This is a genomic window from Pseudomonas sp. WPR_5_2 (assembly GCF_003634475.1).
GTDB classification, from domain to species: domain Bacteria; phylum Pseudomonadota; class Gammaproteobacteria; order Pseudomonadales; family Pseudomonadaceae; genus Aquipseudomonas; species Aquipseudomonas izuensis.
In genome coordinates this window covers 190,813-215,301 of record NZ_RBLA01000003.1, presented here as the reverse complement: position 1 = coordinate 215,301, position 24,489 = coordinate 190,813, and the positions used below count along the sequence as shown (strand labels likewise).

At 59.0% G+C, this 24,489-nt stretch carries 25 protein-coding genes; 11 read left to right on the top strand and 14 right to left on the bottom strand.

Annotation, left to right across the window (positions count from 1 at the left end):
• Positions 1–3 precede the first annotated feature (3 nt).
• Together mprF and BJ917_RS13515 are read left to right on the top strand one after the other, a co-directional pair.
• Positions 4–2,646 carry a bifunctional lysylphosphatidylglycerol flippase/synthetase MprF gene (gene mprF, locus BJ917_RS13520; protein ID WP_096513123.1) on the top strand — a complete coding sequence of 881 codons (2,643 nt, stop codon included), beginning with the start codon at positions 4–6 and terminating at the stop codon, positions 2,644–2,646.
• Complete coding sequence (locus BJ917_RS13515; protein WP_096513124.1) at positions 2,646–3,941, top strand: virulence factor family protein; 1,296 nt, start codon at positions 2,646–2,648, stop codon at positions 3,939–3,941. The genes mprF and BJ917_RS13515 overlap by 1 nt, the downstream gene beginning before the upstream one ends.
• Before the next feature lie 253 nt (positions 3,942–4,194).
• On the opposite strand, the gene BJ917_RS13505 is transcribed toward BJ917_RS13515, so the two are convergent.
• Positions 4,195–6,096 carry a potassium transporter Kup gene (locus BJ917_RS13505; protein WP_096513125.1) on the bottom strand — a complete coding sequence of 634 codons (1,902 nt, stop codon included), beginning with the start codon at positions 6,094–6,096 and terminating at the stop codon, positions 4,195–4,197.
• Positions 6,097–6,385: 289 nt separating this feature from the next.
• Here BJ917_RS13505 and rimO point away from each other — a divergent pair, with 289 nt between their 5' ends.
• The 6 genes from rimO (at position 6,386) to tsaA (ending at position 11,598) form a co-directional block, all read left to right on the top strand.
• Positions 6,386–7,723, top strand: a complete 1,338-nt coding sequence (gene rimO, locus BJ917_RS13495) for a 30S ribosomal protein S12 methylthiotransferase RimO (protein ID WP_008052161.1) — start codon at positions 6,386–6,388, stop codon at positions 7,721–7,723.
• 127 nt (positions 7,724–7,850) lie between these two features.
• Positions 7,851–8,324, top strand: a complete 474-nt coding sequence (locus tag BJ917_RS13490) for a GNAT family N-acetyltransferase (protein WP_096515541.1) — start codon at positions 7,851–7,853, stop codon at positions 8,322–8,324.
• 185 nt (positions 8,325–8,509) lie between these two features.
• Positions 8,510–9,220, top strand: a complete 711-nt coding sequence (locus BJ917_RS13485; RefSeq protein ID WP_121103615.1) for an rRNA pseudouridine synthase — start codon at positions 8,510–8,512, stop codon at positions 9,218–9,220.
• A 75-nt stretch (positions 9,221–9,295) separates the two neighbouring features.
• On the top strand, positions 9,296–9,766 hold the full coding sequence (locus BJ917_RS13480) for a DUF1456 family protein (protein WP_121103614.1): 471 nt from the start codon (positions 9,296–9,298) through the stop codon (positions 9,764–9,766).
• Between the two features lie 177 nt (positions 9,767–9,943).
• Entirely contained in the window at positions 9,944–10,714 is a 771-nt protein-coding gene (locus tag BJ917_RS13475) for an SDR family oxidoreductase (protein WP_121103613.1), read from the top strand.
• Between the two features lie 185 nt (positions 10,715–10,899).
• On the top strand, positions 10,900–11,598 hold the full coding sequence (gene tsaA, locus BJ917_RS13470) for a tRNA (N6-threonylcarbamoyladenosine(37)-N6)-methyltransferase TrmO (protein ID WP_121103612.1): 699 nt from the start codon (positions 10,900–10,902) through the stop codon (positions 11,596–11,598).
• A 131-nt stretch (positions 11,599–11,729) separates the two neighbouring features.
• On the opposite strand, the gene fpr is transcribed toward tsaA, so the two are convergent.
• Positions 11,730–12,509, bottom strand: coding sequence for a ferredoxin-NADP reductase (gene fpr, locus BJ917_RS13465; RefSeq protein WP_003443014.1), 780 nt, complete (start codon positions 12,507–12,509; stop codon positions 11,730–11,732).
• Between the two features lie 133 nt (positions 12,510–12,642).
• On the opposite strand from fpr, the gene BJ917_RS13460 reads away from it, so the two are divergent.
• A complete protein-coding gene (locus BJ917_RS13460) occupies positions 12,643–13,569 on the top strand; it encodes a LysR family transcriptional regulator (RefSeq protein ID WP_096513132.1) in 927 nt (308 codons plus the stop codon).
• Here the strand turns inward: BJ917_RS13460 and BJ917_RS13455 are convergent.
• The 3 genes from BJ917_RS13455 to BJ917_RS13445 form a co-directional block, all read right to left on the bottom strand.
• Entirely contained in the window at positions 13,566–13,928 is a 363-nt protein-coding gene (locus BJ917_RS13455) for a diacylglycerol kinase (protein ID WP_095197038.1), read from the bottom strand. The genes BJ917_RS13460 and BJ917_RS13455 overlap by 4 nt on opposite strands.
• Positions 13,929–14,002: 74 nt before the next feature.
• Positions 14,003–14,653: a response regulator transcription factor ErdR gene (erdR, locus tag BJ917_RS13450; protein WP_096513133.1), complete on the bottom strand. Its 651-nt coding sequence runs from the start codon at positions 14,651–14,653 to the stop codon at positions 14,003–14,005.
• Between the two features lie 190 nt (positions 14,654–14,843).
• Positions 14,844–15,587, bottom strand: coding sequence for a tRNA-uridine aminocarboxypropyltransferase (locus BJ917_RS13445; RefSeq protein WP_096515544.1), 744 nt, complete (start codon positions 15,585–15,587; stop codon positions 14,844–14,846).
• Positions 15,588–15,773: 186 nt separating this feature from the next.
• On the opposite strand from BJ917_RS13445, the gene BJ917_RS13440 reads away from it, so the two are divergent.
• Entirely contained in the window at positions 15,774–16,199 is a 426-nt protein-coding gene (locus BJ917_RS13440; RefSeq protein ID WP_096513134.1) for a PA3611 family quorum-sensing-regulated virulence factor, read from the top strand.
• Here BJ917_RS13440 and BJ917_RS13435 read toward each other — a convergent pair whose 3' ends face one another.
• Entirely contained in the window at positions 16,200–16,400 is a 201-nt protein-coding gene (locus BJ917_RS13435) for a hypothetical protein (protein ID WP_096513135.1), read from the bottom strand.
• A 489-nt stretch (positions 16,401–16,889) separates the two neighbouring features.
• Here BJ917_RS13435 and BJ917_RS13430 point away from each other — a divergent pair, with 489 nt between their 5' ends.
• Positions 16,890–18,008: a TIGR00730 family Rossman fold protein gene (locus BJ917_RS13430; RefSeq protein ID WP_121103611.1), complete on the top strand. Its 1,119-nt coding sequence runs from the start codon at positions 16,890–16,892 to the stop codon at positions 18,006–18,008.
• 42 nt (positions 18,009–18,050) lie between these two features.
• On the opposite strand, the gene recX is transcribed toward BJ917_RS13430, so the two are convergent.
• The 8 genes from recX to BJ917_RS13390 all read right to left on the bottom strand — a co-directional run bounded on the left by recX (position 18,051) and on the right by BJ917_RS13390 (position 23,748).
• Positions 18,051–18,518 carry a recombination regulator RecX gene (gene recX / locus BJ917_RS13425; protein ID WP_096513137.1) on the bottom strand — a complete coding sequence of 156 codons (468 nt, stop codon included), beginning with the start codon at positions 18,516–18,518 and terminating at the stop codon, positions 18,051–18,053.
• A gap of 8 nt (positions 18,519–18,526) precedes the next feature.
• Positions 18,527–19,585 carry a recombinase RecA gene (gene recA / locus BJ917_RS13420; protein WP_096513138.1) on the bottom strand — a complete coding sequence of 353 codons (1,059 nt, stop codon included), beginning with the start codon at positions 19,583–19,585 and terminating at the stop codon, positions 18,527–18,529.
• 83 nt (positions 19,586–19,668) lie between these two features.
• Entirely contained in the window at positions 19,669–20,169 is a 501-nt protein-coding gene (locus tag BJ917_RS13415) for a CinA family protein (RefSeq protein ID WP_096515546.1), read from the bottom strand.
• An 80-nt stretch (positions 20,170–20,249) separates the two neighbouring features.
• On the bottom strand, positions 20,250–20,819 hold the full coding sequence (locus BJ917_RS13410) for a glycoside hydrolase family 19 protein (protein ID WP_096513139.1): 570 nt from the start codon (positions 20,817–20,819) through the stop codon (positions 20,250–20,252).
• 180 nt (positions 20,820–20,999) lie between these two features.
• Positions 21,000–21,347, bottom strand: coding sequence for a phage holin family protein (locus tag BJ917_RS13405; protein ID WP_121103610.1), 348 nt, complete (start codon positions 21,345–21,347; stop codon positions 21,000–21,002).
• A 167-nt stretch (positions 21,348–21,514) separates the two neighbouring features.
• Positions 21,515–22,345 carry a putidacin L1 family lectin-like bacteriocin gene (locus tag BJ917_RS13400; protein WP_121103609.1) on the bottom strand — a complete coding sequence of 277 codons (831 nt, stop codon included), beginning with the start codon at positions 22,343–22,345 and terminating at the stop codon, positions 21,515–21,517.
• 9 nt (positions 22,346–22,354) lie between these two features.
• Positions 22,355–22,540, bottom strand: a complete 186-nt coding sequence (locus tag BJ917_RS13395; protein WP_096513142.1) for a Com family DNA-binding transcriptional regulator — start codon at positions 22,538–22,540, stop codon at positions 22,355–22,357.
• 473 nt (positions 22,541–23,013) lie between these two features.
• Positions 23,014–23,748, bottom strand: a complete 735-nt coding sequence (locus BJ917_RS13390) for an XRE family transcriptional regulator (protein ID WP_096515549.1) — start codon at positions 23,746–23,748, stop codon at positions 23,014–23,016.
• Positions 23,749–24,489 lie beyond the last annotated feature (741 nt).

Here is a 24,489-nt window from a genome sequence, read left to right as displayed (position 1 = left end):
TTGATGCGCGCCGATTCGTCTGACTCACAAGACACCGTTACAGCAACACAACCGATCAAGCCCGAACGGTTGCGTTTGCTTGAGCGCGTCAGCAAATACCGTCAGCCCATTGGTCTGGCGGTCACTTTGCTGTTGTTTGCCATCGCGCTGATTGCCTGTCGCCACCTGTTGAGCGAACTCGACCTGGACGCGCTGCACGACTCGATTCTCGAAGTCCCCAAACCGTCCTTGCTCGGCGCGCTGGGCGCCACCGTGGCAGGTTTCATCATTTTGCTCGGTTACGAATGGTCGGCCAGTCGCTACGCAGGCGTACACCTGGCCCCGCGAACCCTGGCACTGGGTGGCTTCACCGCTTTCGCCATCGGTAATGCCATCGGTCTTTCGATGCTGTCGGGCGGCTCGGTTCGCTACCGTCTATATGCACGTCACGGTCTCGGTGCCACTGAAGTCGCCCACATGACGCTGTTCGCCAGCCTATCGCTCGGCTGCGCGCTGCCGCCACTCGCCGCGCTGGCGACCCTGAGCAACCTGCCTGGCGCCTCTGCGGCATTGGGGCTCTCGGAAACCTTGCTGGGCGCCATCGCAGCTGCCGTGCTGTTGTTGTTTGCCGTGCTGGCTATCGGCATCTACCGCCGCCGCCTGCCGGAACAACCCTACGCCGATAACCTGATGGTAAAGGTCGGTCGTCGCACCTTGCGTCTGCCAGGGCGCCGCCTGACCTTTCTGCAACTGGTGATTACCGCACTGGACGTGGCCGCCGCTGCAACCGTGCTTTACCTGCTGCTGCCGGAGGCGCCGCCCTTTGGTGCGTTTCTCCTGGTTTATCTGCTGGCGTTGGCCGCCGGGGTGCTCAGCCATGTGCCCGGCGGTGTCGGCGTGTTCGAAGCCATATTGCTCGCCGCCTTCTCCGACACCCTCGGCGCCGCCCCACTGGCCGCTGCACTTCTGCTCTATCGTTTGATTTACGTGGTCCTGCCGTTGTTGGTGGCGTGCCTGCTGTTGTTGATCAACGAAGGTCAGCGCCTGTTCCAGACACGCCAGTCCTTGCGGGCCGCATCGGGCCTGGCCGCGCCCATACTGGCGGTGCTGGTGTTCCTGTCCGGCGTGGTGCTGCTGTTCTCCGGTGCTACTCCGGAGATCGACACCCGACTGGAACACATCGGCTTCCTGATTCCGCACCGCCTGGTTGACGCCTCGCACTTTGGTGCCAGTCTGATCGGCGTGCTGTGCCTGCTGCTGGCCCAGGGCCTGCGTCGCCGACTGTCGGCGGCGTGGATGCTGACCACCATTCTGTTGCTGGTCGGCGCCCTGCTCTCCCTGCTCAAGGGCTTCGACTGGGAAGAAGCCTGCCTGATGACCCTGACCGCAAGCCTGCTGGGGGTTTTCCGCCGTTCGTTCTATCGTCCGAGCCGCTTGACTGAAGTGCCGTTTTCGCCGCTGTATCTGGTGGCGAGCCTGTGCGTACTCGGCGCCTCGATGTGGCTACTGTTGTTTGCCTACCAGGACGTCCCCTACAGCCATCAGCTCTGGTGGCAGTTCACCCTCGACGCCGATGCGCCCCGCGGCCTGCGTTCGCTGCTGGGTGCGGCGGTCCTGCTGGTGGTGGTCTCCCTGACCTGGCTACTGCGCACCGCGCGCCCGATTATCCACCTGCCGACACCCGATGAACTGGAGCGCGCAAGCAAAATCCTCATGGCATCGGCACAGCCGGATGGCGGCCTGGCCCTGACCGGCGACAAGGCGCTGCTGTTTCACACCAACGACGAAGCGTACCTGATGTATGCCCGCCGTGGCCGCAGCCTCGTGGCGCTGTACGACCCGATCGGTCCGGGCCAGCAGCGGGCGGAAATGATCTGGCAGTTCCGTGACCTGTGCGACATCCACCATGCCCGGCCCGTGTTCTATCAGGTGCGTGCGGAGAACCTGCCGTATTACATGGACATTGGCCTGACCGCGATCAAGCTTGGTGAAGAAGCCCGGGTCGATCTCAAGCGCTTTGATCTCGAAGCCAAGGGCAAGGAGATGAAGGACCTGCGCTACACCTGGAACCGGGGCACCCGCGACGGCCTGTCGCTGGAGGTCTTCGAGCCGGGTCAGGCGCCCATGGATGAGCTCAAGGTGATTTCCGATGCCTGGCTGACCGGCAAGAACGTGCGCGAGAAAGGCTTCTCCCTCGGCCGCTTCAGTGATGACTACCTCAAGTACTTCCGCATTGCGGTGATCCGTTTCGAAGGGCGCCCGGTGGCGTTCGCCAATCTGCTCGAGACCTACAGCCATGACCTGGCCAGCCTCGACCTGATGCGCGCGCACCCGGACGCCCCCAAGCTGACCATGGAATTCATGATGGTCGGCCTGATCCAACACTATAAGAGTCACGGATACGCGCGCTTCAGCCTGGGCATGGTGCCGTTGTCGGGGTTGCAACCCCGTCGCGGCGCGCCATTGACCCAGCGCCTGGGCTCGATGGTATTCCGCCGTGGTGAGCAGCTTTACAACTTCCAAGGCTTGCGCCGCTTCAAAGACAAATTCCAGCCTGACTGGGAACCCCGTTATATGGCCGTACCCGCCGGACTCGATCCGCTGGTTGCCCTGGCCGACACTGCTGCCCTGATCGCGGGCGGCTTGACTGGATTGGTGAAACGCTGATGATTCAACGCTCCTTGCGCTACGTACTGGGCACGCTGGTTGTGCTGGCCCTGATTCTCGGTGGTGGCTACTGGTACCTCAAACGGCCAGCTCCGGAACCGACCCTCGAACAGCTGAACCCGGTCGACGGCGCCGCGATGACCCGCGTCATCCCCGGCAACACGCCACGCGCCCAGGTGCTGGTGGCGGTCAACGAAGAGCAGAAACTCAGCGACAAACAATTGCTGACCCTGAGCCGCAGTGGCTCGGCGCAGATCGTTCAGGTGATCCTGCCCAAGGACTGCCTGCTGCAAAGCCGTGCGCTGCAATCGGGGCTGAGAGAACTCAAAGGTCCGGCGACCCTGGTCAGCGGTATCGGCCCAGGTGCGGTGCTGGCCTGGCGCTGGTTGTCCGAGCAGAAAGACGACAAATCCCAGGCCGTTTCGGTGGACCTGGCCCTGGAAAAACCCGGCTGCACGCACCTGCTGCCAAAAAGTGCCGCCCACGGCCGCTGGCTCGTGGCGTGGAACGACAACCCGGACGACACCAGCGCCGGCTTCGTGCGTGACCAACCGAACGCCGAAACCAGCATCAGCGACTACGACATCAACCTGCCGCAAGTGCTGAACAACGAACTGCGCAAGATCCTCGTCGGTGGCGACAAAGCGGCGGGCGGCCTGCAGATTCCGGTGGTCGAAGTGCCAGCGGGCCAAGCCAAGGACACCGTGACCCTGTTCCTGTCCGGCGATGGCGGCTGGCGCGACCTGGACCGCGATGTCGCGGGCGAAATGGCCAAGATCGGCTATCCCGTAGTCGGCATCGACACCCTGCGTTACTACTGGCAGCACAAGAGCCCCGAGCAAAGCGCCCTGGACCTCACCGAACTGATGCAGCACTACCGGCAGAAATGGGGCACCAAACGCTTCATCCTCACCGGTTACTCGTTCGGCGCCGATGTCCTGCCGGCGATCTACAACCGCCTGCCCGAATCGGAACAGCAACGCGTCGACGCAATCATCCTGCTGGCTTTCGCCCGCACCGGCAGTTTCGAAATCGAAGTCGAAGGCTGGCTCGGCAACGCCGGCAAGGAAGCCGCCACCGGACCGGAAATGGCCAAGCTGCCGGCCGCTAAAGTGGTGTGCATCTATGGTGAAGAAGAAGTCGACGAAAGCGGCTGCACCGACAAGACAGCCGTGGGCGAAGCGATCAAGTTGCCAGGTGGCCACCACTTCGACGAGAACTACCCAGCACTGGCCAAGCGCCTGGTGACCATCATCGAGAAGCGCCAAGCCAAAGAGGAGCAGGCTCAGGAGTGATCTGAGCCCCTCAAAAAAGCCCCCGCAGCCTTTGGGTTACGGGGGCTTTTTATTGCCTTGCAGGCACCGCAGATCCATTGTGGGAGCGAGCCTGCTCGCGAAGACGGACTGACATTCAGCATCTGAGTTGTCTGAAAGCCCGCTGTCGCGAGCAGGCTCGCTCCCACAAGAGATTGGCGGTGGTGCATAAATAGCGGCCACAAAAAAGCCCCCGCAGCCGCAAGGCCGTCGGGGGCTTTTTGGTGATGCAGCCTTACATCTCCACCTGCGTCCCCAACTCAATCACCCGGTTCAGTGGCAGATTGAAGAAGCGCAGGTTGCCGTTGGCGTTCTGCAACATGAAGGCGAACAGCGCCTCGCGCCAGCGGGACATGCCTTCGAGCTTGGAGGCGATGACCGTCTCGCGGCTGAGGAAGTACGTGGTGCGCATCGGGCTGAAATTCAGTTCGTCGAGATGACACAGTTTCAATGCCTGCGGCACGTCCGGTTCGTCGGTGAAGCCGAAATGCAGGATCACCCGGAAGAAACCTTCACCGTAGGAATCGACCTCGAAGCGCCGATTCGGCGGCACCCGCGGGATGTCCTCGTACACCACCGTCAGCAGCACCACCTGTTCGTGCAGCACCTGATTATGCAGCAGGTTATGCAGTAGCGCGTGAGGCACGGCGTCCGGACGCGCGGTGAGGAACACCGCGGTGCCCTGCACACGATGCGGCGGCTGTACGGCGATACTGCTGATGAAAATCGGCAGCGGCAATCCACCCTCGTCAATACGATCCACCAACAACTGCTTGCCACGTTTCCAGGTGGTCATCAGCACAAACAAGGCGAGACCGGCGATCACCGGAAATGCCCCGCCCTGCACGATTTTCGGCACGTTGGCGGCGAAGTACAGACCGTCGACCAACAGGAAGCCGAGCAATACCGGCACCGCGAAGATCGGTGGCCACTTCCACAACAGCAACATCACTGCCGACACCAGAATAGTGGTCATCAACATGGTGCCGGTTACCGCCACACCGTAGGCCGAAGCCAGGGCATTGGAGGATTCGAAACCGATCACCAACAGGATCACGCCGACCATCAACGCCCAGTTCACCGCACCGATGTAGATCTGGCCCTGTTCGGCGCTGGACGTGTGCCGGATGTGCATGCGTGGAATGTAACCGAGCTGGATCGCCTGACGGGTCAGGGAGAAGGCTCCCGAAATCACCGCCTGGGAGGCGATCACAGTGGCAAGGGTCGACAAGCCGACCAGCGGAATCAACGCCCAACTTGGCGCCAGCAGGTAAAACGGGTTGCGTGCAGCTTCCGGATCACCGAGCAGCAGCGCGCCCTGGCCAAAGTAGTTCAGCACCAGCGCCGGCAGCACCAAGATGAACCACGCACGGGCGATCGGCTTGCGACCGAAGTGGCCCATGTCGGCGTACAGCGCTTCGGCACCGGTCAATGCCAGCACCACCGCGCCGAGGATCGCCACGCCCATGCCCGGGTGCACGATGAAGAAACGCACACCCCACACAGGATTCACTGCTTGCAACACTTCGGGGTGCTGCAGGATGCCGTAGACGCCCAGCGCCCCAAGCACCACAAACCAGGTGACCATGATCGGCCCGAACAAAATGCCGATGCGCGCGGTGCCGTGACTTTGAATCAGAAACAGCCCGACCAGCACCACAAGGGACAGCGGCACCACCCAGTGGTCGATACCCTCGAATGCCAGCCCCAGGCCTTCAATGGCCGATAGCACGGAGATCGCCGGGGTAATCATGCTGTCACCATAGAACAGCGCCGCGCCGATCAGCCCGCAGACCACCAGCAAAGTGCGCAATTTGGCGTGCCCCGCCGCCGCTCGCCGCGCCAGCGCAGTCAGGGCCATGATCCCGCCCTCGCCCTGGTTGTCGGCGCGCAGCACGAACATCATGTACTTGATCGACACGACCCAGATCAGCGACCAGAAGATCAGCGCCAGAATCCCCAACACGCCGTCATGGTTGACCGGCACGCCATAGCCACCCGAGAACACTTCTTTGAGGGTGTACAACGGGCTCGTGCCGATATCGCCATAAACCACCCCGACAGCCGCGACCAGCATGCCGATCGGCTTGGCCACCGAATGCCCGGCGCCCGCCGCGTGACTACTTGCCTGACCCATCCAACACTCCTGATTCCCAGACCGGCTTCTTTATACGAAGCACTATGCTTTGTGATGCAGCATGCGCTGTTTTACCTGTTGATACAGACGTTTTGTTGACTGTAAGGAATTCGTAAAGCCCAACGGCGCGAAGCATAGCGCAGCACTCGTCGTATTTCCCTGCATAAAGCTGGTCAAGAGCGCCTGCCATCGCTAGAATTGCGCACTTTTTGATCAGAGGCGCAAAAAAGCGCCCGATTGTCGCCTTGCCCATTTGCGGCTGGAGGCGTCACAAATACCGAGGTTAGACATGTCCACCACTCCTGCGCCGGCCAATCCAAAGGTTGGCTTCGTATCCCTGGGTTGCCCGAAAGCACTGGTCGACTCCGAGCGCATCCTCACCCAGCTGCGCATGGAAGGCTATGACGTCGTGTCCACCTATCAGGACGCCGATGTCGTGGTGGTGAACACCTGCGGCTTCATCGATTCGGCCAAGGCAGAATCCCTGGAAGTGATCGGCGAAGCGATCAAGGAAAACGGCAAGGTCATCGTGACCGGCTGCATGGGCGTCGAAGAAGGCAACATCCGCAACGTACACCCGAGCGTGCTGGCCGTTACCGGTCCGCAGCAGTACGAGCAAGTGGTCAACGCCGTGCACGAAGTCGTGCCGCCGCGTCAGGATCACAACCCGCTGATCGACCTGGTGCCGCCACAAGGGATCAAACTGACCCCGCGCCACTATGCCTACCTGAAGATTTCCGAAGGCTGCAACCACAGCTGCAGCTTCTGCATCATCCCTTCGATGCGCGGCAAACTGGTCAGCCGTCCGGTGGGTGATGTGCTCGACGAGGCCCAGCGCCTGGTCAAATCCGGCGTCAAGGAACTGCTGGTGATCTCCCAGGACACCAGCGCCTACGGTGTCGACGTGAAATACCGCACCGGCTTCTGGAACGGCGCGCCGGTGAAAACCCGCATGACCGAACTCTGTGAAGCCCTGAGCACCCTCGGTGTCTGGGTCCGCCTGCACTACGTTTACCCGTACCCGCACGTCGACGAGCTGATCCCGCTGATGGCCGCCGGCAAGATCCTGCCGTACCTGGACATCCCGTTCCAGCACGCCAGCCCGAAAGTGCTGAAGTCGATGAAACGCCCGGCATTCGAAGACAAGACCCTGGCGCGCATCAAGAACTGGCGCGAGATCTGCCCGGACCTGATCATCCGTTCGACCTTCATCGTCGGTTTCCCCGGCGAAACCGAAGAAGACTTCCAATACCTGCTGAACTGGCTGACCGAAGCCCAGCTCGACCGCGTCGGCTGCTTCCAGTACTCACCTGTCGAAGGCGCCCCGGCCAACGACCTCGATCTGGAAGTTGTGCCCGATGACGTCAAGCAGGACCGCTGGGAGCGTTTCATGGCGCACCAGCAGGCCATCAGCTCGGCGCGCCTGCAAATGCGCATTGGCCGTGAAATCGAAGTGCTGGTCGATGAAGTCGACGAGCAAGGCGCGGTCGGCCGCTGCTTCTTCGATGCCCCGGAAATCGACGGTAACGTGTTCATCGACAACGGCAGCAACCTCAAGCCGGGCGACAAGGTCTGGTGCAAAGTGACTGACGCCGACGAGTACGACCTCTGGGCCGAGCAGATCTAAACGCAAAAAATATGAAAAGCCCTGCTCTCTTGACGAGATGCGGGGCTTTTTTACGGCTATCGTTTTGTGGGAGAAGGAACTCGCCTACTTGAAAGCGATTGCGATTGAAACCAGGGAGAAGCCGGCCATGCGCCAACATTCGGTCATCCATACACCGAAACTGAGCGACTACGAAGAACTGACACGGCTATGGGAAGCGTCAGTGCGCGCCACTCATGATTTTCTGCCGGACAGCTACATCGAACTGCTGAGGAACCTGGTACTGACCCGCTACCTCGATGCCGTGATGCTGATCTGCACAAAAGACTCGCGCCAGCGCATCACCGGGTTCGCCGGGGTCGCAGCGGGCAAGATCGAAATGCTCTTCATCGACCCCGCACACCGCGGCCAGGGCCTGGGCAAACAGTTGTTGCGCTATGCCATGGAACACCTGAACGCCGACGAACTGGACGTCAACGAACAGAACCCGCAGGCCCTGGGGTTTTATTTCAAGCAGGGCTTCGAGGTGATCGGCCGCTCGGAAGTCGACGGCATGGGGCAGCCCTATCCGCTGTTGCACATGCGCTTTCGCCAGGCGCATCAACTGACGCGCAATGGCTGACACACCCCGGAACAATTGTAGGAGCTGGCTTGCCAGCGAAGGCGGCCGATTGATCGTCGCAAGGCTCTCGGGCCTCTTCGCGGGCAAGCCAGCTCCTACAAAAAGCCCCTGCGGCAAAATGGTTCCGGGATTAACCGGCGCCAGGCAGGTACAATGCCTCCCCCCTTTTTTGTTACGGCCTTGTCATGACTGACCCGATTCGACTTTCCAAACGCCTCATCGAACTCGTCGGTTGCTCCCGTCGGGAGGCTGAGCTGTTCATCGAGGGCGGCTGGGTCACTGTCGACGGCGAAGTCATCGACGAGCCGCAGTTCAAGGTCGGCACCCAGAAAGTCGAACTCGACAAGGACGCCAAGGCCACTGCGCCAGAGCCGGTGACTATCCTGCTCAACGTGCCCGCCGGCATGGACGCGGACACCGCCATGGCGACCCTCAGCGCCGAAACCCTGAGCGAAGAACACCGCTACGGCAAACGCCCACTCAAGGGCCACTTCCAGCGCCTGACCGCCAGCACCGACCTGCAGGCCAATGCCAGCGGTTTGCTGGTGTTCACCCAGGACTGGAAGATCCTGCGCAAACTGACTGCTGATGCGAGCAAGATCGAGCAGGAATACGTGGTCGAGGTCGAAGGCGACATGGTCGAGCATGGCCTCAACCGTCTGCAGCACGGCCTGACCTGGAAGGGCAAGGAACTGCCGCCGGTCAAGGCCAGCTGGCAGAACGAAAACCGCCTGCGCTTCGCCATGAAGAACCCGCAACCGGGTGTGATCGCCCTGTTCTGCCAGGCTGTCGGCCTGAAGGTCGTGGCCATCCGCCGCATTCGCATCGGCGGCGTATCCATCGGCAAAGTGCCCCTGGGGCAATGGCGCTACCTGTCCGGCAAAGAGAAGTTCTAAGACTTTTCACGCCGCCACACATTTCGGCGCCGCGCCTGGCCGCGACGCCCACAGCTGAATATCAGGACTGCACACATGATTCATAACGACGTACTGCGCAGCGTGCGCTACATGCTCGACATCAGCGACAAGAAAGTCATCGAGATCGTCAAGCTCGGCGGCATGGACGTGAGCCTGGCAGATCTTCTGACATACCTGGACAAGAAAGAAGAAGACGAGGAAGGCTTCGTTCGCTGCCCGGACGAAGTCATGGCGCACTTCCTCGACGGCCTGGTGATCTTCAAGCGCGGCAAGGACGAAAGCCGTCCGCCAATGCCGATTGAAGTGCCGGTGACCAACAACATCATCCTGAAAAAACTGCGCGTGGCCTTCGAACTCAAGGAAGACGACATGCACGCGATCCTCAAGGCCGCCGAGTTCCCGGTGTCCAAGCCAGAGCTGAGCGCCCTGTTCCGCAAGTTCGGCCACACCAACTATCGTCCGTGCGGCGACCAGTTGCTGCGCAACTTCCTCAAGGGTCTGACCCTGCGCGTACGCCCGCAGTAATCGCCACCGCATTCTGTGGGAGCACAGCTTGCTGGCGATGGCGTCCTTGAAATCGCCATCGCCAGCAAGCTGTGCTCCCACAAAGCTGCATAGCCCCCCATTCCGCACAAAAATAGTGGCTCCGCTTCCGGCGGCTGACGACTAGGGTGTAAAGACCCTCAGCCCTCAGGATTTGCCATGCATCCCTACTTTTCCCTGCAAGGCCGCACCGCCCTGGTGACCGGCGGCACCCGCGGTATCGGCAAGATGATCGCCAAGGCTTATGTCGAGGCGGGCGCCACCGTGTACGTCTGCGCCCGCGATGCCGAAGCCTGCCGGCAAACGGCTGACGAACTCGGTGCATTCGGACGCTGCCACGGCGTAGCGGCCAACCTGGCCACGGAAGACGGTGTCCTGCAATTGGCTACGCGCCTGGGCGAGCAGATCACCCACCTCGACATCCTGGTCAATAACGCCGGCACCACTTGGGGCGCTCAGTTGGAGAGTTACCCGATCAAGGGCTGGGAAAAGGTCATGCAGCTCAATGTGACGTCGGTATTCAACTGTATCCAGCAATTCCTGCCGCTGCTGCGCAAGGCCGGCTCAGCGGCCAATCCCGCCCGGGTCATCAACATCGGCTCGGTCGCCGGGATTTCATCCTTTGGCGAGCAGGCCTATGCCTACGGACCCAGCAAAGCGGCACTGCATCAACTGTCGCGGATTCTGGCGCGGGAGCTGGTGAGCCAGCATATCAACGTCAACGTGATCGCCCCGGGGCGCTTTCCCAGCAAGATGACCCAACACATCGGCAATGATGAACAGGCACTGGCGGAAGATACGGCGTTGATTCCCATGAAGCGTTGGGGTCGGGAAGAAGAGATGGCGGCGCTGGCAATCAGCCTGGCGAGTACCGCCGGGGCCTACATGACCGGGAATATCATTCCGCTGGATGGTGGGTTCAGCCTCTGAGATCGGCTGTGCGGCCTTCGCGAGCGGGCTCGTTCCCACAGGGATTTTCCGTGTTCACACATTTTGTGATCGACAGAGATCTACTGTGGGAGCGAGCCTGCTCGCGATAGCGGACTGACAGGCACAACTGAATCCAGATCGAACGGGTTATCATGCCCGCCTATTCCCCGCCTCGACCGCAATCCATGACCTACAGCGTTTCCCCCATCGGCTTCGTGCGCTCCTGCTTCAAGGAGAAGTTCGCCATCCCGCGTCAACCGCAACTGGCCCCGGCCGCACGCGGTGTTCTGGAACTGGTGGCGCCCTTCGATCAGGGCGATGCAGTACAGGGCCTGGAACAGGTCAGCCATGTCTGGCTACTGTTCCTGTTTCATCAGGCACTCGAAGAAAAACCACGGCTGAAAGTCCGCCCTCCTCGCCTGGGTGGCAACAAATCCATGGGCGTATTCGCCACCCGCGCCACCCACCGCCCCAACGGCATTGGCCAGTCAGTGGTCAAACTGGACAAGGTCGAAGCCAATCGCCTGTGGATTTCCGGCATCGATCTGCTGGATGGCACGCCGATTCTGGACATCAAGCCTTACGTGCCCTACGCCGACATCATCGTTACCGCCTCCAACAGCATCGCCAGCGCCGCGCCGCACCTTATTCCCGTGCAATGGACAGACAGCGCCCTGGAACAGGCCCACGAACACGCTCAGCGCCTTGTAGAGCCCTTGGTGGCGTTGATCGAGCAATGTTTGGCGCAGGATCCGCGCCCGGCGTACCAGACACCCGCGCCGGAACGGGAATATGGCGCGCAGTTCTGGGATGTGGATGTGCGTTGGCATTACCCGACCCCGGAGCTGATCCGTGTGCTCGAAGTCATCCCCGTAAAGGTGTAAACGCCAGAAACAACTGTGGGAGCGAGCCTGCTCGCGAAGGGGGCGCATCAGTCAACATCAATGTTGACCATGACATCCTCTTCGCGAGCAGGCTCGCTCCCACAGGTAAAGCAAGCAGTTGAGCGGTGTTCTTACTTCTCGACGAATGCACGCTCGATCAGGTAATCACCCGGCTCGCGCATCCGCGGCGAGACTTTCAGGCCGAAGCTGTTCAGCACTTCACTGGTCTCGTCGAGCATGCTCGGGCTGCCGCACAGCATGGCGCGGTCGTCCTGCGGGTTGATCGGTGGCAGACCGATGTCGCTGAACAGCTTGCCGCTGCGCATCAGGTCGGTCAGGCGACCTTCGTTCTCGAACGGCTCGCGGGTCACGGTCGGGTAGTAGATCAACTTGTCACGCAAGGCTTCGCCGAAGAACTCGTTCTGCGGCAGGTGCTCGGTGATGAACTCGCGGTAGGCGACTTCGTTGACGTAACGCACGCCGTGGCACAGGATCACTTTTTCGAAACGCTCGTAGGTTTCCGGGTCCTGAATGACGCTCATGAACGGCGCCAGACCAGTGCCGGTGCTGAGCAGGTACAGATGCTTGCCAGGCTTCAAGTCATCCAGCACCAGCGTGCCCGTAGGCTTCTTGCTGATGATGATCTCGTCGCCTTCCTTCAGATGCTGCAATTGGGAAGTCAGCGGACCATCAGGCACCTTGATGCTGAAGAACTCGAGATGCTCTTCCCAGTTCGGGCTGGCAATCGAGTAAGCGCGCATAAGCGGGCGGCCATTGGGTTGTTGCAGGCCGATCATCACGAACTGACCGTTCTCGAAGCGCAGGCCCGGATCACGGGTGCACTTGAAGCTGAACAGAGTGTCGTTCCAGTGATGAACACTGAGGACACGCTCGTGGTTCATGTTGCTCATGTACGGGGACTCCTGGAGATTGTCGGCGCATGCTCCGCATTCTATGAGCGGCGCGCAATTGCATCGCATTCTAATAGCAGTGACAATATCTGTTAAATGGATTATTAAGATAAGGGTTATCGGTTATATCGATATGCGATTTACTCTCCGTCAACTTCAAGTATTTGTCGCCGTTGCCCAGCAGGAAAGCGTGTCCCGTGCTGCGGGCCTGCTTAATCTTTCGCAATCGGCGGCGAGCACCTCGATCACCGAACTGGAGCGCCAGTCCAGCTGCCAGCTGTTCGACCGTGCCGGCAAACGGCTGAGCCTCAACGCCCTCGGCAAACAACTGCTGCCGCAAGCGGTGGCGATGCTCGACCAGGCCAAGGAGATCGAAGACCTGCTCAACGGCAAGTCCGGTTTTGGCTCGTTGGCGGTGGGCGCGACCCTGACCATCGGCAATTACCTGGCTACGCTGCTGATTGGCGGCTTCATGCAGCGCCACCCTGAAAGCCAGGTGAAGCTTCATGTGCAGAACACCGCCAATATTGTGCAGCAGGTGGCCCACTACGAAATTGATCTGGGTCTGATCGAAGGCGACTGCAGCCACCCGGACATCGAAGTGCAGAGCTGGGTCGAAGATGAATTGGTGGTGTTTTGCGCCCCTCAACATCCGTTGGCGCAACGCGGCATCGCGACCATGGACGAATTGAGCCACGAAGCCTGGATTCTGCGCGAACAAGGCTCCGGCACGCGGCTGACGTTCGATCAGGCCATGCGTCATCACCACAGCGCGCTGAACATTCGCCTGGAACTGGAACATACCGAAGCGATCAAGCGCGCGGTGGAGTCTGGGTTGGGGATTGGCTGCATTTCACGACTGGCACTGCGCGATGCGTTCCGTCGAGGCAGCCTGGTCCCGGTGGAAACACCGGATCTGGACCTGGCGCGGCAGTTCTACTTCATCTGGCACAAGCAGAAATACCAGACGTCGGCCATGCGCGAGTTCCTCGATCTGTGCCGCGCTTTCACCGCAGGGGTCCAGCGCAGCGACGAGATCGTGCTGCCAACGATTGCTTAAAGCAGAATCACCGCCCACACCAGGGCGATCATGGTCAACGCCACCAGTTGCGCGGCGCTGCCCATGTCCTTGGCGTTTTTCGACAGCGGGTGCCGCTCAAGGGAAATGCGGTCGATGGCCGCTTCCACTGCCGAGTTGAGCAACTCGACAATCAAGGCCAGCAGGCAGACCGCAATCAGCAACGCCTGCTCAACGCGACTGACGTTCAAGAAGAACGACAAGGGGATCAGGATGACGTTGAGCAATACCAGCTGCCTGAAGGCCGCTTCGCCGGTGAAGGCGGCGCGCAAGCCGTCAAAGGAATATCCAGAAGCATTGAGGATGCGTTTCAGGCCGGTCTGGCCTTTAAAAGGGGACATGTAGGTAGCTGACCAAAAATGGAGTGGGAAAAACTAGATTAACCAAAGTCAAAAAAACGTGAAGTTGCCAACCCTTAGTGGCTCGAAATTGACTCAAGTTGTTGCAGGAGCAATGCCGCCTGGGTTCGGGTTCGCACATTCAGTTTACGGAAAATCGCGGTGACGTGGGCCTTGATAGTCGCTTCGGAAACGCCCAGCTCGTAAGCAATCTGCTTGTTGAGCAGGCCTTCGCAGACCATGGTCAACACCCGGAACTGCTGTGGGGTCAGGCTGGCAAGGCCCTCACTGGCCGCTTTGGCCTCATCGGAAACGCTGACCGCTTCAAATGCCTGGGGTGGCCAGTAAACGTCGCCATCGAGTACTGCACGCACGGCTTTCTGGATCACGCTCAAGTCACTGGACTTGGGAATAAAACCGCTGGCGCCAAATTCACGGGACTTGACCATCACCGACGCTTCTTCCTGGGCGGAAACCATCACCACGGGAATCTGCGGGTACTGGCCGCGCAACAGCACCAACCCGGAAAAACCATACGCCCCCGGCATATTCAGATCCAGCAGCACCAGATCCCAGTCGGCCTTTTCGGTCAATCGAATTTCCAGTTCGGCAATGCTCGCCACTTCCACCAGACGGACATCGGGGCCAAGCCCCAGGGTCAACGCTTGATGCAAGGCGGAACGAAAAAGCGGGTGGTCATCGGCAATCAGGATTTCGTATGTGGCCATTTTTCAAATGATCCTGTTTTTCAAACAACTCGAGGTGCAGCCACGAAGCTGTACCAACAGGGCACGTTCAACACCAATGTCTACGGTGTATCTAACTCAGGCCGCGCCCCAATCGGCGCCAAGCATGCCCAGCGAAGCCAGGGTGGTCAAGCCACATGGCCAGCACAGTCTTTTGCAGTATGGGCGACAATCAGCACATGACAGAGACGTCGTTCTGCACAAACGGCAGCAACTCGGCATGCGCCGGTGTTTCAACATTCATCTCAAGCTGCCGTTTTGCATCGAGGTAATGCTGACTGAACACATCAAAATAGGCGTCCAGAGCTGATGCCGCCTGCACATCACCCGCCAGATCCAGGCACAGCGCCGCGACTTCCGCGGTGCACAGGTGCTCGCTGCGGGTAGACCGACGCAATTGATAGCGTGAGAGTTTTTCAGGCAGCAGGCTAAGGATCGGCAACCCATCAAAATAAGGGCTTTTGCGGAAAATCTTCCGGGCTTCGGTCCAGGTCGCGTCCAACAGAATGAACAACGGTCGCCTGGCGCTATCCACCGTCACACTGTGGGTTACACGCTCGGGCTCGACATACTCGCCCGGAAACACCAGATAAGGCTGCCATTGCGGGTCGGATAACAGCGCAAGCAATTGCTGATCGACTTCGGTTCGCGACCAGATGAACGCGTGGTTATCGCGCACCACATCCGCGATCAGCCAACCGGTATTGCTCGGCTTGAACACTTCCTTGCTGGTCATGATCAGGCACACCCCGGAGCGGGTCTCGACCTGCGGTCGCCAGGCGCACAGGCAATGACTCTCGATCACACGACATGCGCGGCAACGGGTTGCGCGCCAGCCACGGGCCTGAATCGGCTTGATGCCTTCATCTTCGCGTTGATCGCGCAGGCGGGCTACGGCGTTGGGGGCATGTTTCATCGTGGGCAACGCCGGCATACTGGGAAACTCGACACGAATAGCTCTCAGGGCAATAAAGGCGGGCAGTTTACCAGAGCTGCCGGCACAAGCCTGTACCGTCCAGACGGGCTCCCCTATAATTCGCCGCCATTGAACGCACAGTCACGTGGCGGGTCGAACCACCAGTCACTGAACCAGGAGAGTTTCATGCTGCGCCTTATCGTTCCCACCGCTGCCATTCTGTTAGCGTCGTCCATCAACGCTCAGGCTGCATCCCTGAGTGAGCAGAATCTGAACAGAGAGCTGCGAAACGTCGCCGAACAAAGCAGCGTCGGCACGCCACGGGCGATCAACGAAGACATTCTCGATCAGGGCTACACCGTCGAAGGCAATACACTGATCAACCACTTGAGCGTGCAAAGCAGCCACGCCGACAAGATGCGGGCTGACCCGAAAGCGGTGTACTTCCAGCTTGGCGCCTCCGTGTGCAGAAACGACGGCTACCGCAAGCTGATGAAGAAGGGCGCGATCATGCGTTACGACTTCACCGAGGTGAAGACCAATCGCGCGATTGGCTCCGCCAGTTTCCAGGAATCCGATTGCCCGAAAGCCACACCGACGAAGAAGAAGTAACTATCTGGATTTGGCGCGCCGCTGTTCATCTTCGGCGCGCAGATCTGCCAACAATGCCTGCAGGTAACGCGAGCGCCGTTCTGCTCCCTCCAGTCTTCGGCAGCACTCCTCTTCAAGACTCAAATGATTGGTCTCGGCTGATGACTTCAGCAATCGATACAATTGCGTATCGATCTCTATTTCCAGAACGACTCTGGCCATGACTGGCTCCCGCCTCCTTGCTCTTCGCTCCTGTTGAGCGATATATCCTTAAACCTCTTGTTACGTGCGTCCTGCCGTTGACGCGAAGTTGTCGTGTGATACCTGTAACTTAGTAAATCAGAGTACAGAACAGGCGGCGCACGTTCGGACGAGCGGCGAAACCTCCTTGCAAATCGTCAGCAAGCGGTTGCCAGGAAAGACTTTGTGGGGCAATGATCAAAGCAGCGCAAATCACTCCAAGGGTCTAGATTCAAGGTATCCACGCTCACTTGTTCAGGGCAGGAAAAGGGGCCCGCCCGATACGTATTGCGTTATGCGAATATTTCTTTCATCCAAGGGAAAAACAGAGCCTGTTTGGATGACCCGATGACCATCCGGGTCAAGTGGATCGCCCAGGCATGGGCTTGGGCAGACAGCGACACAGGAGTTGTCGTGGCGTCGATACTTGTTTTGTCGGGGCCGAGGGTTCTGTGCAGAAGGAGAAGTTGAATGCCTTACCAACCGAATGACCTCTTGAGCCGTCATTTTGAAGAAAGCGGCCACGACCTCATCAGCAAGGTCGAAGAACAACTCAACCTTGTTTCACCCAACAGCCCGAACACCCCCATCTACCGCGACATGATCCTGACCGTGCTGCGCATGGCCCAGGAAGACCACAATCGCTGGAATGCCAAGATCACCCTGCAGGCCCTGCGCGAACTGGAGCACGCATTCCGTGTGCTGGAACAGTTCAAGGGCCGACGCAAGGTCACGGTGTTCGGCTCGGCCCGCACACCCATGGAACACCCGTTGTACGCACTGGCCCGGGAGCTCGGTGCCGCGCTGGCACGCTCAGACATGATGGTCATCACCGGTGCCGGTGGCGGCATCATGGCCGCAGCCCACGAAGGTTCCGGACTGGCGCACAGCCTGGGCTTCAACATCACCCTGCCCTTCGAACAGCATGCCAACCCCACCGTCAACGGCACAACCAACCTGCTGCCCTTCCACTTCTTCTTCACCCGCAAGCTGTTCTTCGTCAAGGAGGCCGATGCTCTGGTGCTGTGCCCTGGCGGTTTCGGTACCCTGGATGAAGCGCTCGAAGTGCTGACACTGATCCAGACAGGCAAGAGCCCACTGGTGCCGGTGGTGCTGCTGGACGCGCCGGGTGGCAAATTCTGGCAAGGGGCGCTGGACTTCATCCACCAGCAACTGGAGGAAAATCGCTACATCCTGCCCACCGACATGAAACTGGTGAGACTGGTCTACAGCGCCGAGGAAGCTGTCGAACACATCAACCAGTTCTACAGCAACTTCCACTCCAGCCGCTGGCTCAAGCATCAGTTCGTGATTCGCATGAACCACAAGCTCAGTGACCGGGCACTCGAACACATGCAGGAAGCGTTCGCTGACCTGTGCCTGAGCGATCATTTCCACCAGCATGCCTACAGCGGCGAAGAGCACGATGAAGCGCAGTTCAGCCATCTGGCTCGACTGGCCTTCTCCTTCAACGCCCGCGATCATGGCCGGTTACGGGAGCTGGTGGACTATATCAACCTGCCGGAAAACTGGGCACAACCCCAGCCACAGGCACAACAGCGCGCGCGGGAATCTTCAAAGGTTACGTAAGGTACAAAAACGGCCCGCTATCGAAATAGCGAGCCGTTTCAGTCAATCGTCCATACCCCGGCCGCTGAACAAGCGGCTGATCATTTCCATGGAATATCCCCGATATGCCAGGAACCTGCCTTGCTTGGCACGTTCCCGGGCGTCTATCGGTAAATGCCCGGAGAACTTGCGTCGCCAGGTATCTTCCAGTTGAACCTGCCAATCGATACCACTCTCGCGCAAGGCCAGTTCGACATCGCTTCGTTGCAGACCGCGCTGGCTTAACTCTTCACGAATGCGCAAAGGCCCATAGCCGGAACGGGCACGGTAGGAAACGAAACTTTCGAGGTAACGGGATTCGGAGAGCAAGCCCTCTTCCGTCAACCGGTCGAGTGCTGTTTCGATCATTTCGGGGAGAGCGCCGCGCTGACGCAGTTTACGCGTCAGCTCGACTCGACCATGCTCGCGTCGCGCGAGCAGGTCCATGGCGGTTCGCCGCACCGCGACGAGTGTATCGAGTACGGCGATCATCGGATCAATCAGATATCAGCGTCAGCCAGATCATCTTCGGTCTCTTTGACCGCAGATGCCTTGGAGTCCGCTACGGCTGCTGGAGAGAGCAATTTGTCACGCAGTTGCTTCTCGAGTTTTGCTGCGACTTCCGGGTTATCCGCCAGGAACTTGGCCGAGTTAGCCTTGCCCTGACCGATCTTGGTGCCTTCGTAGGCATACCAGGCACCGGATTTTTCGACGAAGCCGTGCAGAACACCCAGATCGATCATCTCACCATTGAGGTAGATGCCCTTGCCGTAAAGAATCTGGAACTCGGCCTGACGGAACGGCGAAGCCACCTTGTTCTTCACAACCTTGACGCGGGTTTCGCTACCGACAACTTCATCACCCTCTTTCACCGCGCCAGTACGGCGGATGTCCAGACGAACCGATGCATAGAACTTCAGCGCGTTACCACCGGTGGTGGTTTCCGGGCTGCCGAACATCACACCGATCTTCATACGGATCTGGTTGATGAAGATCACCAGGCAGTTGGCGTTCTTGATGTTACCGGTGATTTTACGCAGCGCCTGGGACATCAGACGGGCTTGCAGGCCCACGTGCATGTCACCCATTTCGCCTTCGATTTCAGCCTTTGGTACCAGTGCCGCCACGGAGTCGACGATGATCACGTCAACCGCGTTGGAACGCACCAGCATGTCGGTGATTTCCAGGGCCTGTTCACCGGTGTCCGGCTGGGAAACCAGCAGGTCGTCAACGTTGACGCCGAGCTTGCCGGCGTACTCAGGGTCGAGGGCGTGTTCGGCATCGACGAATGCGCAGGTCGCGCCGGCTTTTTGAGCCTGGGCGATTACAGACAATGTCAGTGTGGTTTTACCGGAAGATTCAGGACCATAGATTTCAACAATACGGCCTTTTGGCAGACCGCCAATGCCCAGTGCGATGTCCAGACCCAGAGAGCCAGTGGAGATGGCCGGGATCGCCTGACGGTCCTGATCGCCCATACGCATTACGGCACCCTTGCCGAATTGACGTTCGATCTGACCCAGGGCCGCAGCCAAGGCTTTCTTCTTGTTGTCGTCCATTAAAGTCCTCACGTAATCAATAAGGCCTGACGGCCAACACCTGTATAAGTAGCCAGTATTATTCCACAGGGTTTAAGGATCGCCTACCCCTGATTTGAGATTTCTGCCGCGGCATACCGCAGCAGCCCCTCTAGCGCGGCCTTCACCGTTTGTCGGCGGACCTCGTCGCGGTTGCCGGAGAAGTGCTGCACCTCACTGAATCGCTGCTCACCCACACCCCAGGCCAGCCAGACAGTGCCTACCGGCTTGCTCGGGGAGCCGCCGTCCGGTCCTGCCACGCCACTGACCGCCACCGAAAAATACGCACGGCTTTTTTCCTGGGCGCCCCTTGCCATCGCCTCCACCACCTCGCGACTGACCGCCCCCACCGTGGTGAACAATCCCACCGGAACATCCAGTTGCAGCGTTTTCTGTCGATTGGAGTAGGTGACATAACCGGCTTCGAACCACGCCGAACTTCCCGGAATACGGGTAATTGCCTCGGCGATCCCGCCACCTGTGCAAGACTCCGCGGTGGTGACGTGGGCATTGAGAACCTGCAGGCGTCTGCCAAGTTCAGCGGCCAATTGGGTGATTTCTTTCACGGTCATCTCCTGATCGAGCGGAATGAGGACTACCGTACACGAGCGGATCGCGCTTGCAAGTTACAGCATCGATCAAAATGTTAGCGGGCTGGCGAAGGCTGGCATAACACCGCCCTCGCCCGCGCCCAGAGCTGCAAACGATCCTGCAGTCCGTTCAAGCCACCATTGATGCGACGGGTAATGCTGTTGAACTGGTCGCGGTCGGCCAGTTCATTAAGACCGTTTTGCTCCCAGAACCACGCTGCGGATTCGGCTGCCCACCGGGGTTGCTCCAGCAGTTCAGGCACGTCAAGCAGACGCTCGTCGCCAAACAGCCCGCGGCTGCATTCGCGATAGTTGTGCCGACCCGTGATCTGGATAAGTCCTCGACCGCGATAGCGTTGGCCATCGCCGTCGGGTTCCGGGGTGTTGCCCAGACGCGCAGCCAACGCACCGGTGTCGTACTTGTTCAGATATTGATCGCTGCCCAATTCACGCACGTATTGCAACTGCCCCGACTCGTGACCGACTTGTGCCAGGAACGCTGCAATGCGCATGGGCGTATTGATGTTGCGGTGAGCCATCGCGCTGTCGAGGACTGATATGAAAACGCCCGCTTGGGAGCGGGCGTTGGGGAAGATCTTCAGTAACTGCTGCTCGGTCAGAAGCATCGTTTGCTCCACTGGTTAAGAGGTGAGTTTCACAGGCTTCTCCGTAAAAACACCTGCACTGTCTCCAACGGCTCGCCGATCCTGTTGAACTCAAGATTACAGGCTCGACCGTCGAGGGCGACCGCTTCAATTGTTGCGTCGTGTTATGTCGTCGGGCCCAGGCACGTTGCCGTACGGCAACTATTGATCCGGACGAGAATCACGCGGCGGCACTTCGCATACGCCAATTCGCCTGGCCGCCCAGCGCTCATAAAGGCCAATGGCGACATCCGCGCCGGCCATCGCCGTAAGGCAACCGAACGCGCCCGCCGCCCAGATCGACATGCCGGCGGCATACAGCAGCATGATGGCCGAGACCCCGCAAATCATGCAGGCTCCGGAACGCAGGGCCAGGCGTCGCAGCAAGGACCAGCCGCGGGCGCCCTCCTTGTCGGCGCGCCACATTTCGCCAGACACCCCGCCCATCAAGGCGAGCACGATGACCAGCCAGATCGGCATGTCCAGCAACGCCTGTAGCTCGTTTGTCATGTCCCGTCTCCTGGTGGGGTGATTGATCAGTGACCTTAAACAACGCGCAACACACGCGTTGTCGATACATTTTCCAACGGCAAGCGCATCCAGCCCCACCGACGGCAGAGCTGGACGTATCAGTCACTTTTAATCGAACGCTGGAGCGACTTGCTGAGCCATGCGGCTCAAACTGCCCATGTCCAGATATCAAAGGTCTTGAAAGAAGTCCCGTCGATCAACCGGATTGGACGGTAGGTCGGCTTGTACCCGAATCGTGCCCAGACAGGCGTCTCTTTCACGACAGAAAAGCCGCCGTTCGGTTGCAGCCGCAGCACGACGCCTGAATGACCTGCGGTGCCGGAGTTCCACAAAGGCACATCGTTGGCAGCATAAACAACAAAGTTGCCATCAGCCTGCATGACCGCCTTGACCGCTCCTTTGTTCTGCGTGTAGCTCGCCCAACGAACACTCCAGTTCGGACCGTAGACCACAACGTTGCCGTCACCCTGGAAAATCAGGGCGCTATCACCGGAAAAATAGGGCATGCCCATGGCAAGCTCGGCAGGGCCACTGATAACCACGGAAGTGGTAGAGCCGGCAATCGGCGCAATTGACGGCGTACCGCTCCAGATCGCCTGGGAGTCAACCAGTACGATGTTCCCGTCGTCCTGCAGAACCAGGTGGGTTCGATTCCATTGATCCTCACTGGTAAACGTACTGTTGTTCGACAGCCAGGTACGCGCCCGGGCCGGGTCATATAGGAATGCGCCGTACTGGATGAAGAACTGTGTCGGTTCATTGTTACGCAGTGGAATGGTTGAACTGTAAGGCTGAGCCTCGTTAGCGACCCATGCCACTGTGCCATTGTCCAACAGCACCAGATTGCCGTCGGCCTGAAGCAACAGCTTGAACCGGCCATTTGGCGAAAGAAGGAACTGACCCGGGGTCATGGTTTGATAAGCGGGGAGAATCGAAGTGCCGCTGCCTTGAAACGGAATACGTGTACGTCCTGCCATGTTTATCACCTATTGAGTCGAATGGTTTTGTGCGCGGGATTGCGCCTTCATGTCGCTCAATGGCGATCGCTCAAGGCTCGCGGCCTTCACGTGATTCAATGTTCCGCATCGGGAGCATTTGACTTGGAGCTCGGTGTACTCACCCACTCGGGCGAGAAGCCTTTTGCACTGCCCACATCTGTAATCTTTCAACATCACGATGCCTCCTGGCTTCTGCCGAATCCTTTCTGTAGATGAAGTTGATAGGCCTCGGACGAGGTAGTTATTCCAAAAAGCCCTGTGCGGTCCTTCGCATCGACCTGTCGGCGCTACTGGCGCGGTACGGGTCCATTCAAATTGTTCTTCCGACCGCGGTCCCTGCCCGCCGGATAACTGCTTCTGGTGCTTTACGCTGCACACCCGGGTCAGTTGCCAACCCTCTGAACCGTTGAGGCCGGTTCATCGCTGCCTTTTTTGGTGGAACTAATGAGCTTCTTTGCGAACCGCCTTGTTGAGCGGCTTGAGACAAAGAATATGCATGGATGCATATACAGTCAATGCACAAATGCATTTATTTATGCACTACAAATGCACTAACGCATGAAAAGCCTATAAACAAAGGTGTTGGTGGCTTTTGCCAGGCGAAAAAAAACCCGCCTGATGGCGGGCTTTATCTGACAGCGTTGAGGTTAGCGAGCGTACATGCCCCACCAGAAGACGTGGCCGAGGATGACGATTTGCTCTTCCTGCATTTCCTGGAAACTGTAGTCCTCGTCCGGGTGTTCATCGCGGTTGAAGCTGCGCAACCGAATGCCGGTAGGCAGACGATAAAGCTGTTTCACCCGTAACTGGCCGTTGTGATTGATTGCATAAAGGTCGCCATCAATAATGTCGCCAATCCCGCACTTGCCGGCATTGACCCCGACCGTGGCACCGTCACGCAGTACCGGCAACATGCTGTTGCCACGCACGGTCACGCATTTGGCCTGGTCGAACTGCACCCCGTTATGGCGCAAACTGCGCTTACCGAAGCGCAGGCTAGAGCGCTCGCTCTCTTCGATGACAAATCTTCCTGATCCCGCAGCCAATTCAACCTCGCGAAGAAAGGGGACCGACACTTCGTCGTCGTCGACGGGTGTATCGTCGTCCCACAGACTTATGTCCTTGAGTTCAGCATGCAATTGATCGCGCCCGCCAGTGATCGCCGGCGCGACTTCTGCACGGCCGCGCAACTGGTCGGTGCTCACGGCGAAGTACTCGGCGATCTTCGATATGTGTTTATCCGAAGGATCGACGATCTTCCCGCTGAGGATCCGCGAGAGAGTGGATTGAGGCACGCCGGTGCGACGGTGAAGCTCCGTGGGGGAGATCCCGTGCTGATCGAGCAGCGCTCTTAGGACGGTAGAAACATTGCGTTTGTGCATAGCGCGCATAGTGCTTGTTCTTTTTGCGGAAGACAAATGCCAAATTGCATAAAAAGTGCATAAGCAATGCATAACGCATCAGAAACGGACCACGCGGCGTTCCTGCCTGCGTCCGGCAGACCGCCCATGTTAATCTTGCGCCCATTGCGGAAAAGCCGGGCCGACACCCCACTTTTGCCCCACACCTTTGAACGAGTTTTCCGATTCCCAATGAATAAAGCCCTCTCCGACCTGTCCTCCCACACGCCGATTGTGTTGGAGTACTAACGCAAAAGAGCCCTACACTCCCGTAAAATAAGGGCTGTAGGGCTTAATTGACATGTCGCGGATTTTGTTCATTTGGCATTAAATGGCATTGGTTGGCGTGCGATTTGCCCCATTTTTGCCCCATAGAATTTTAGAGACCAGCAATCCCCCACTCGCTCGCCGATCAAAGACTACAGACCATCGAACACTCTGCAGTGCTCGCACCCAATCACTCCAATAAAACACGAGCGCAGCATTTCCATTTCGGGAGTCGAACACGGCAGCCCGGTATGCACTTGATAGTCGAGGCGCGGATAGGGATTCGAATCCCTTCAGCCGTTCATGCAGGCATCTATATCCCTAGATTCGATGATGGATTAGATGTAGCAGTCTACCGCAGCCCCAACCCACCTAATCCGCCCTGCTTTTTTCTCCATCTTGTAGCAATTTTTAAGCAGCTGAGTCTCATACCTGTCACGGGCACTCCAGATTCTT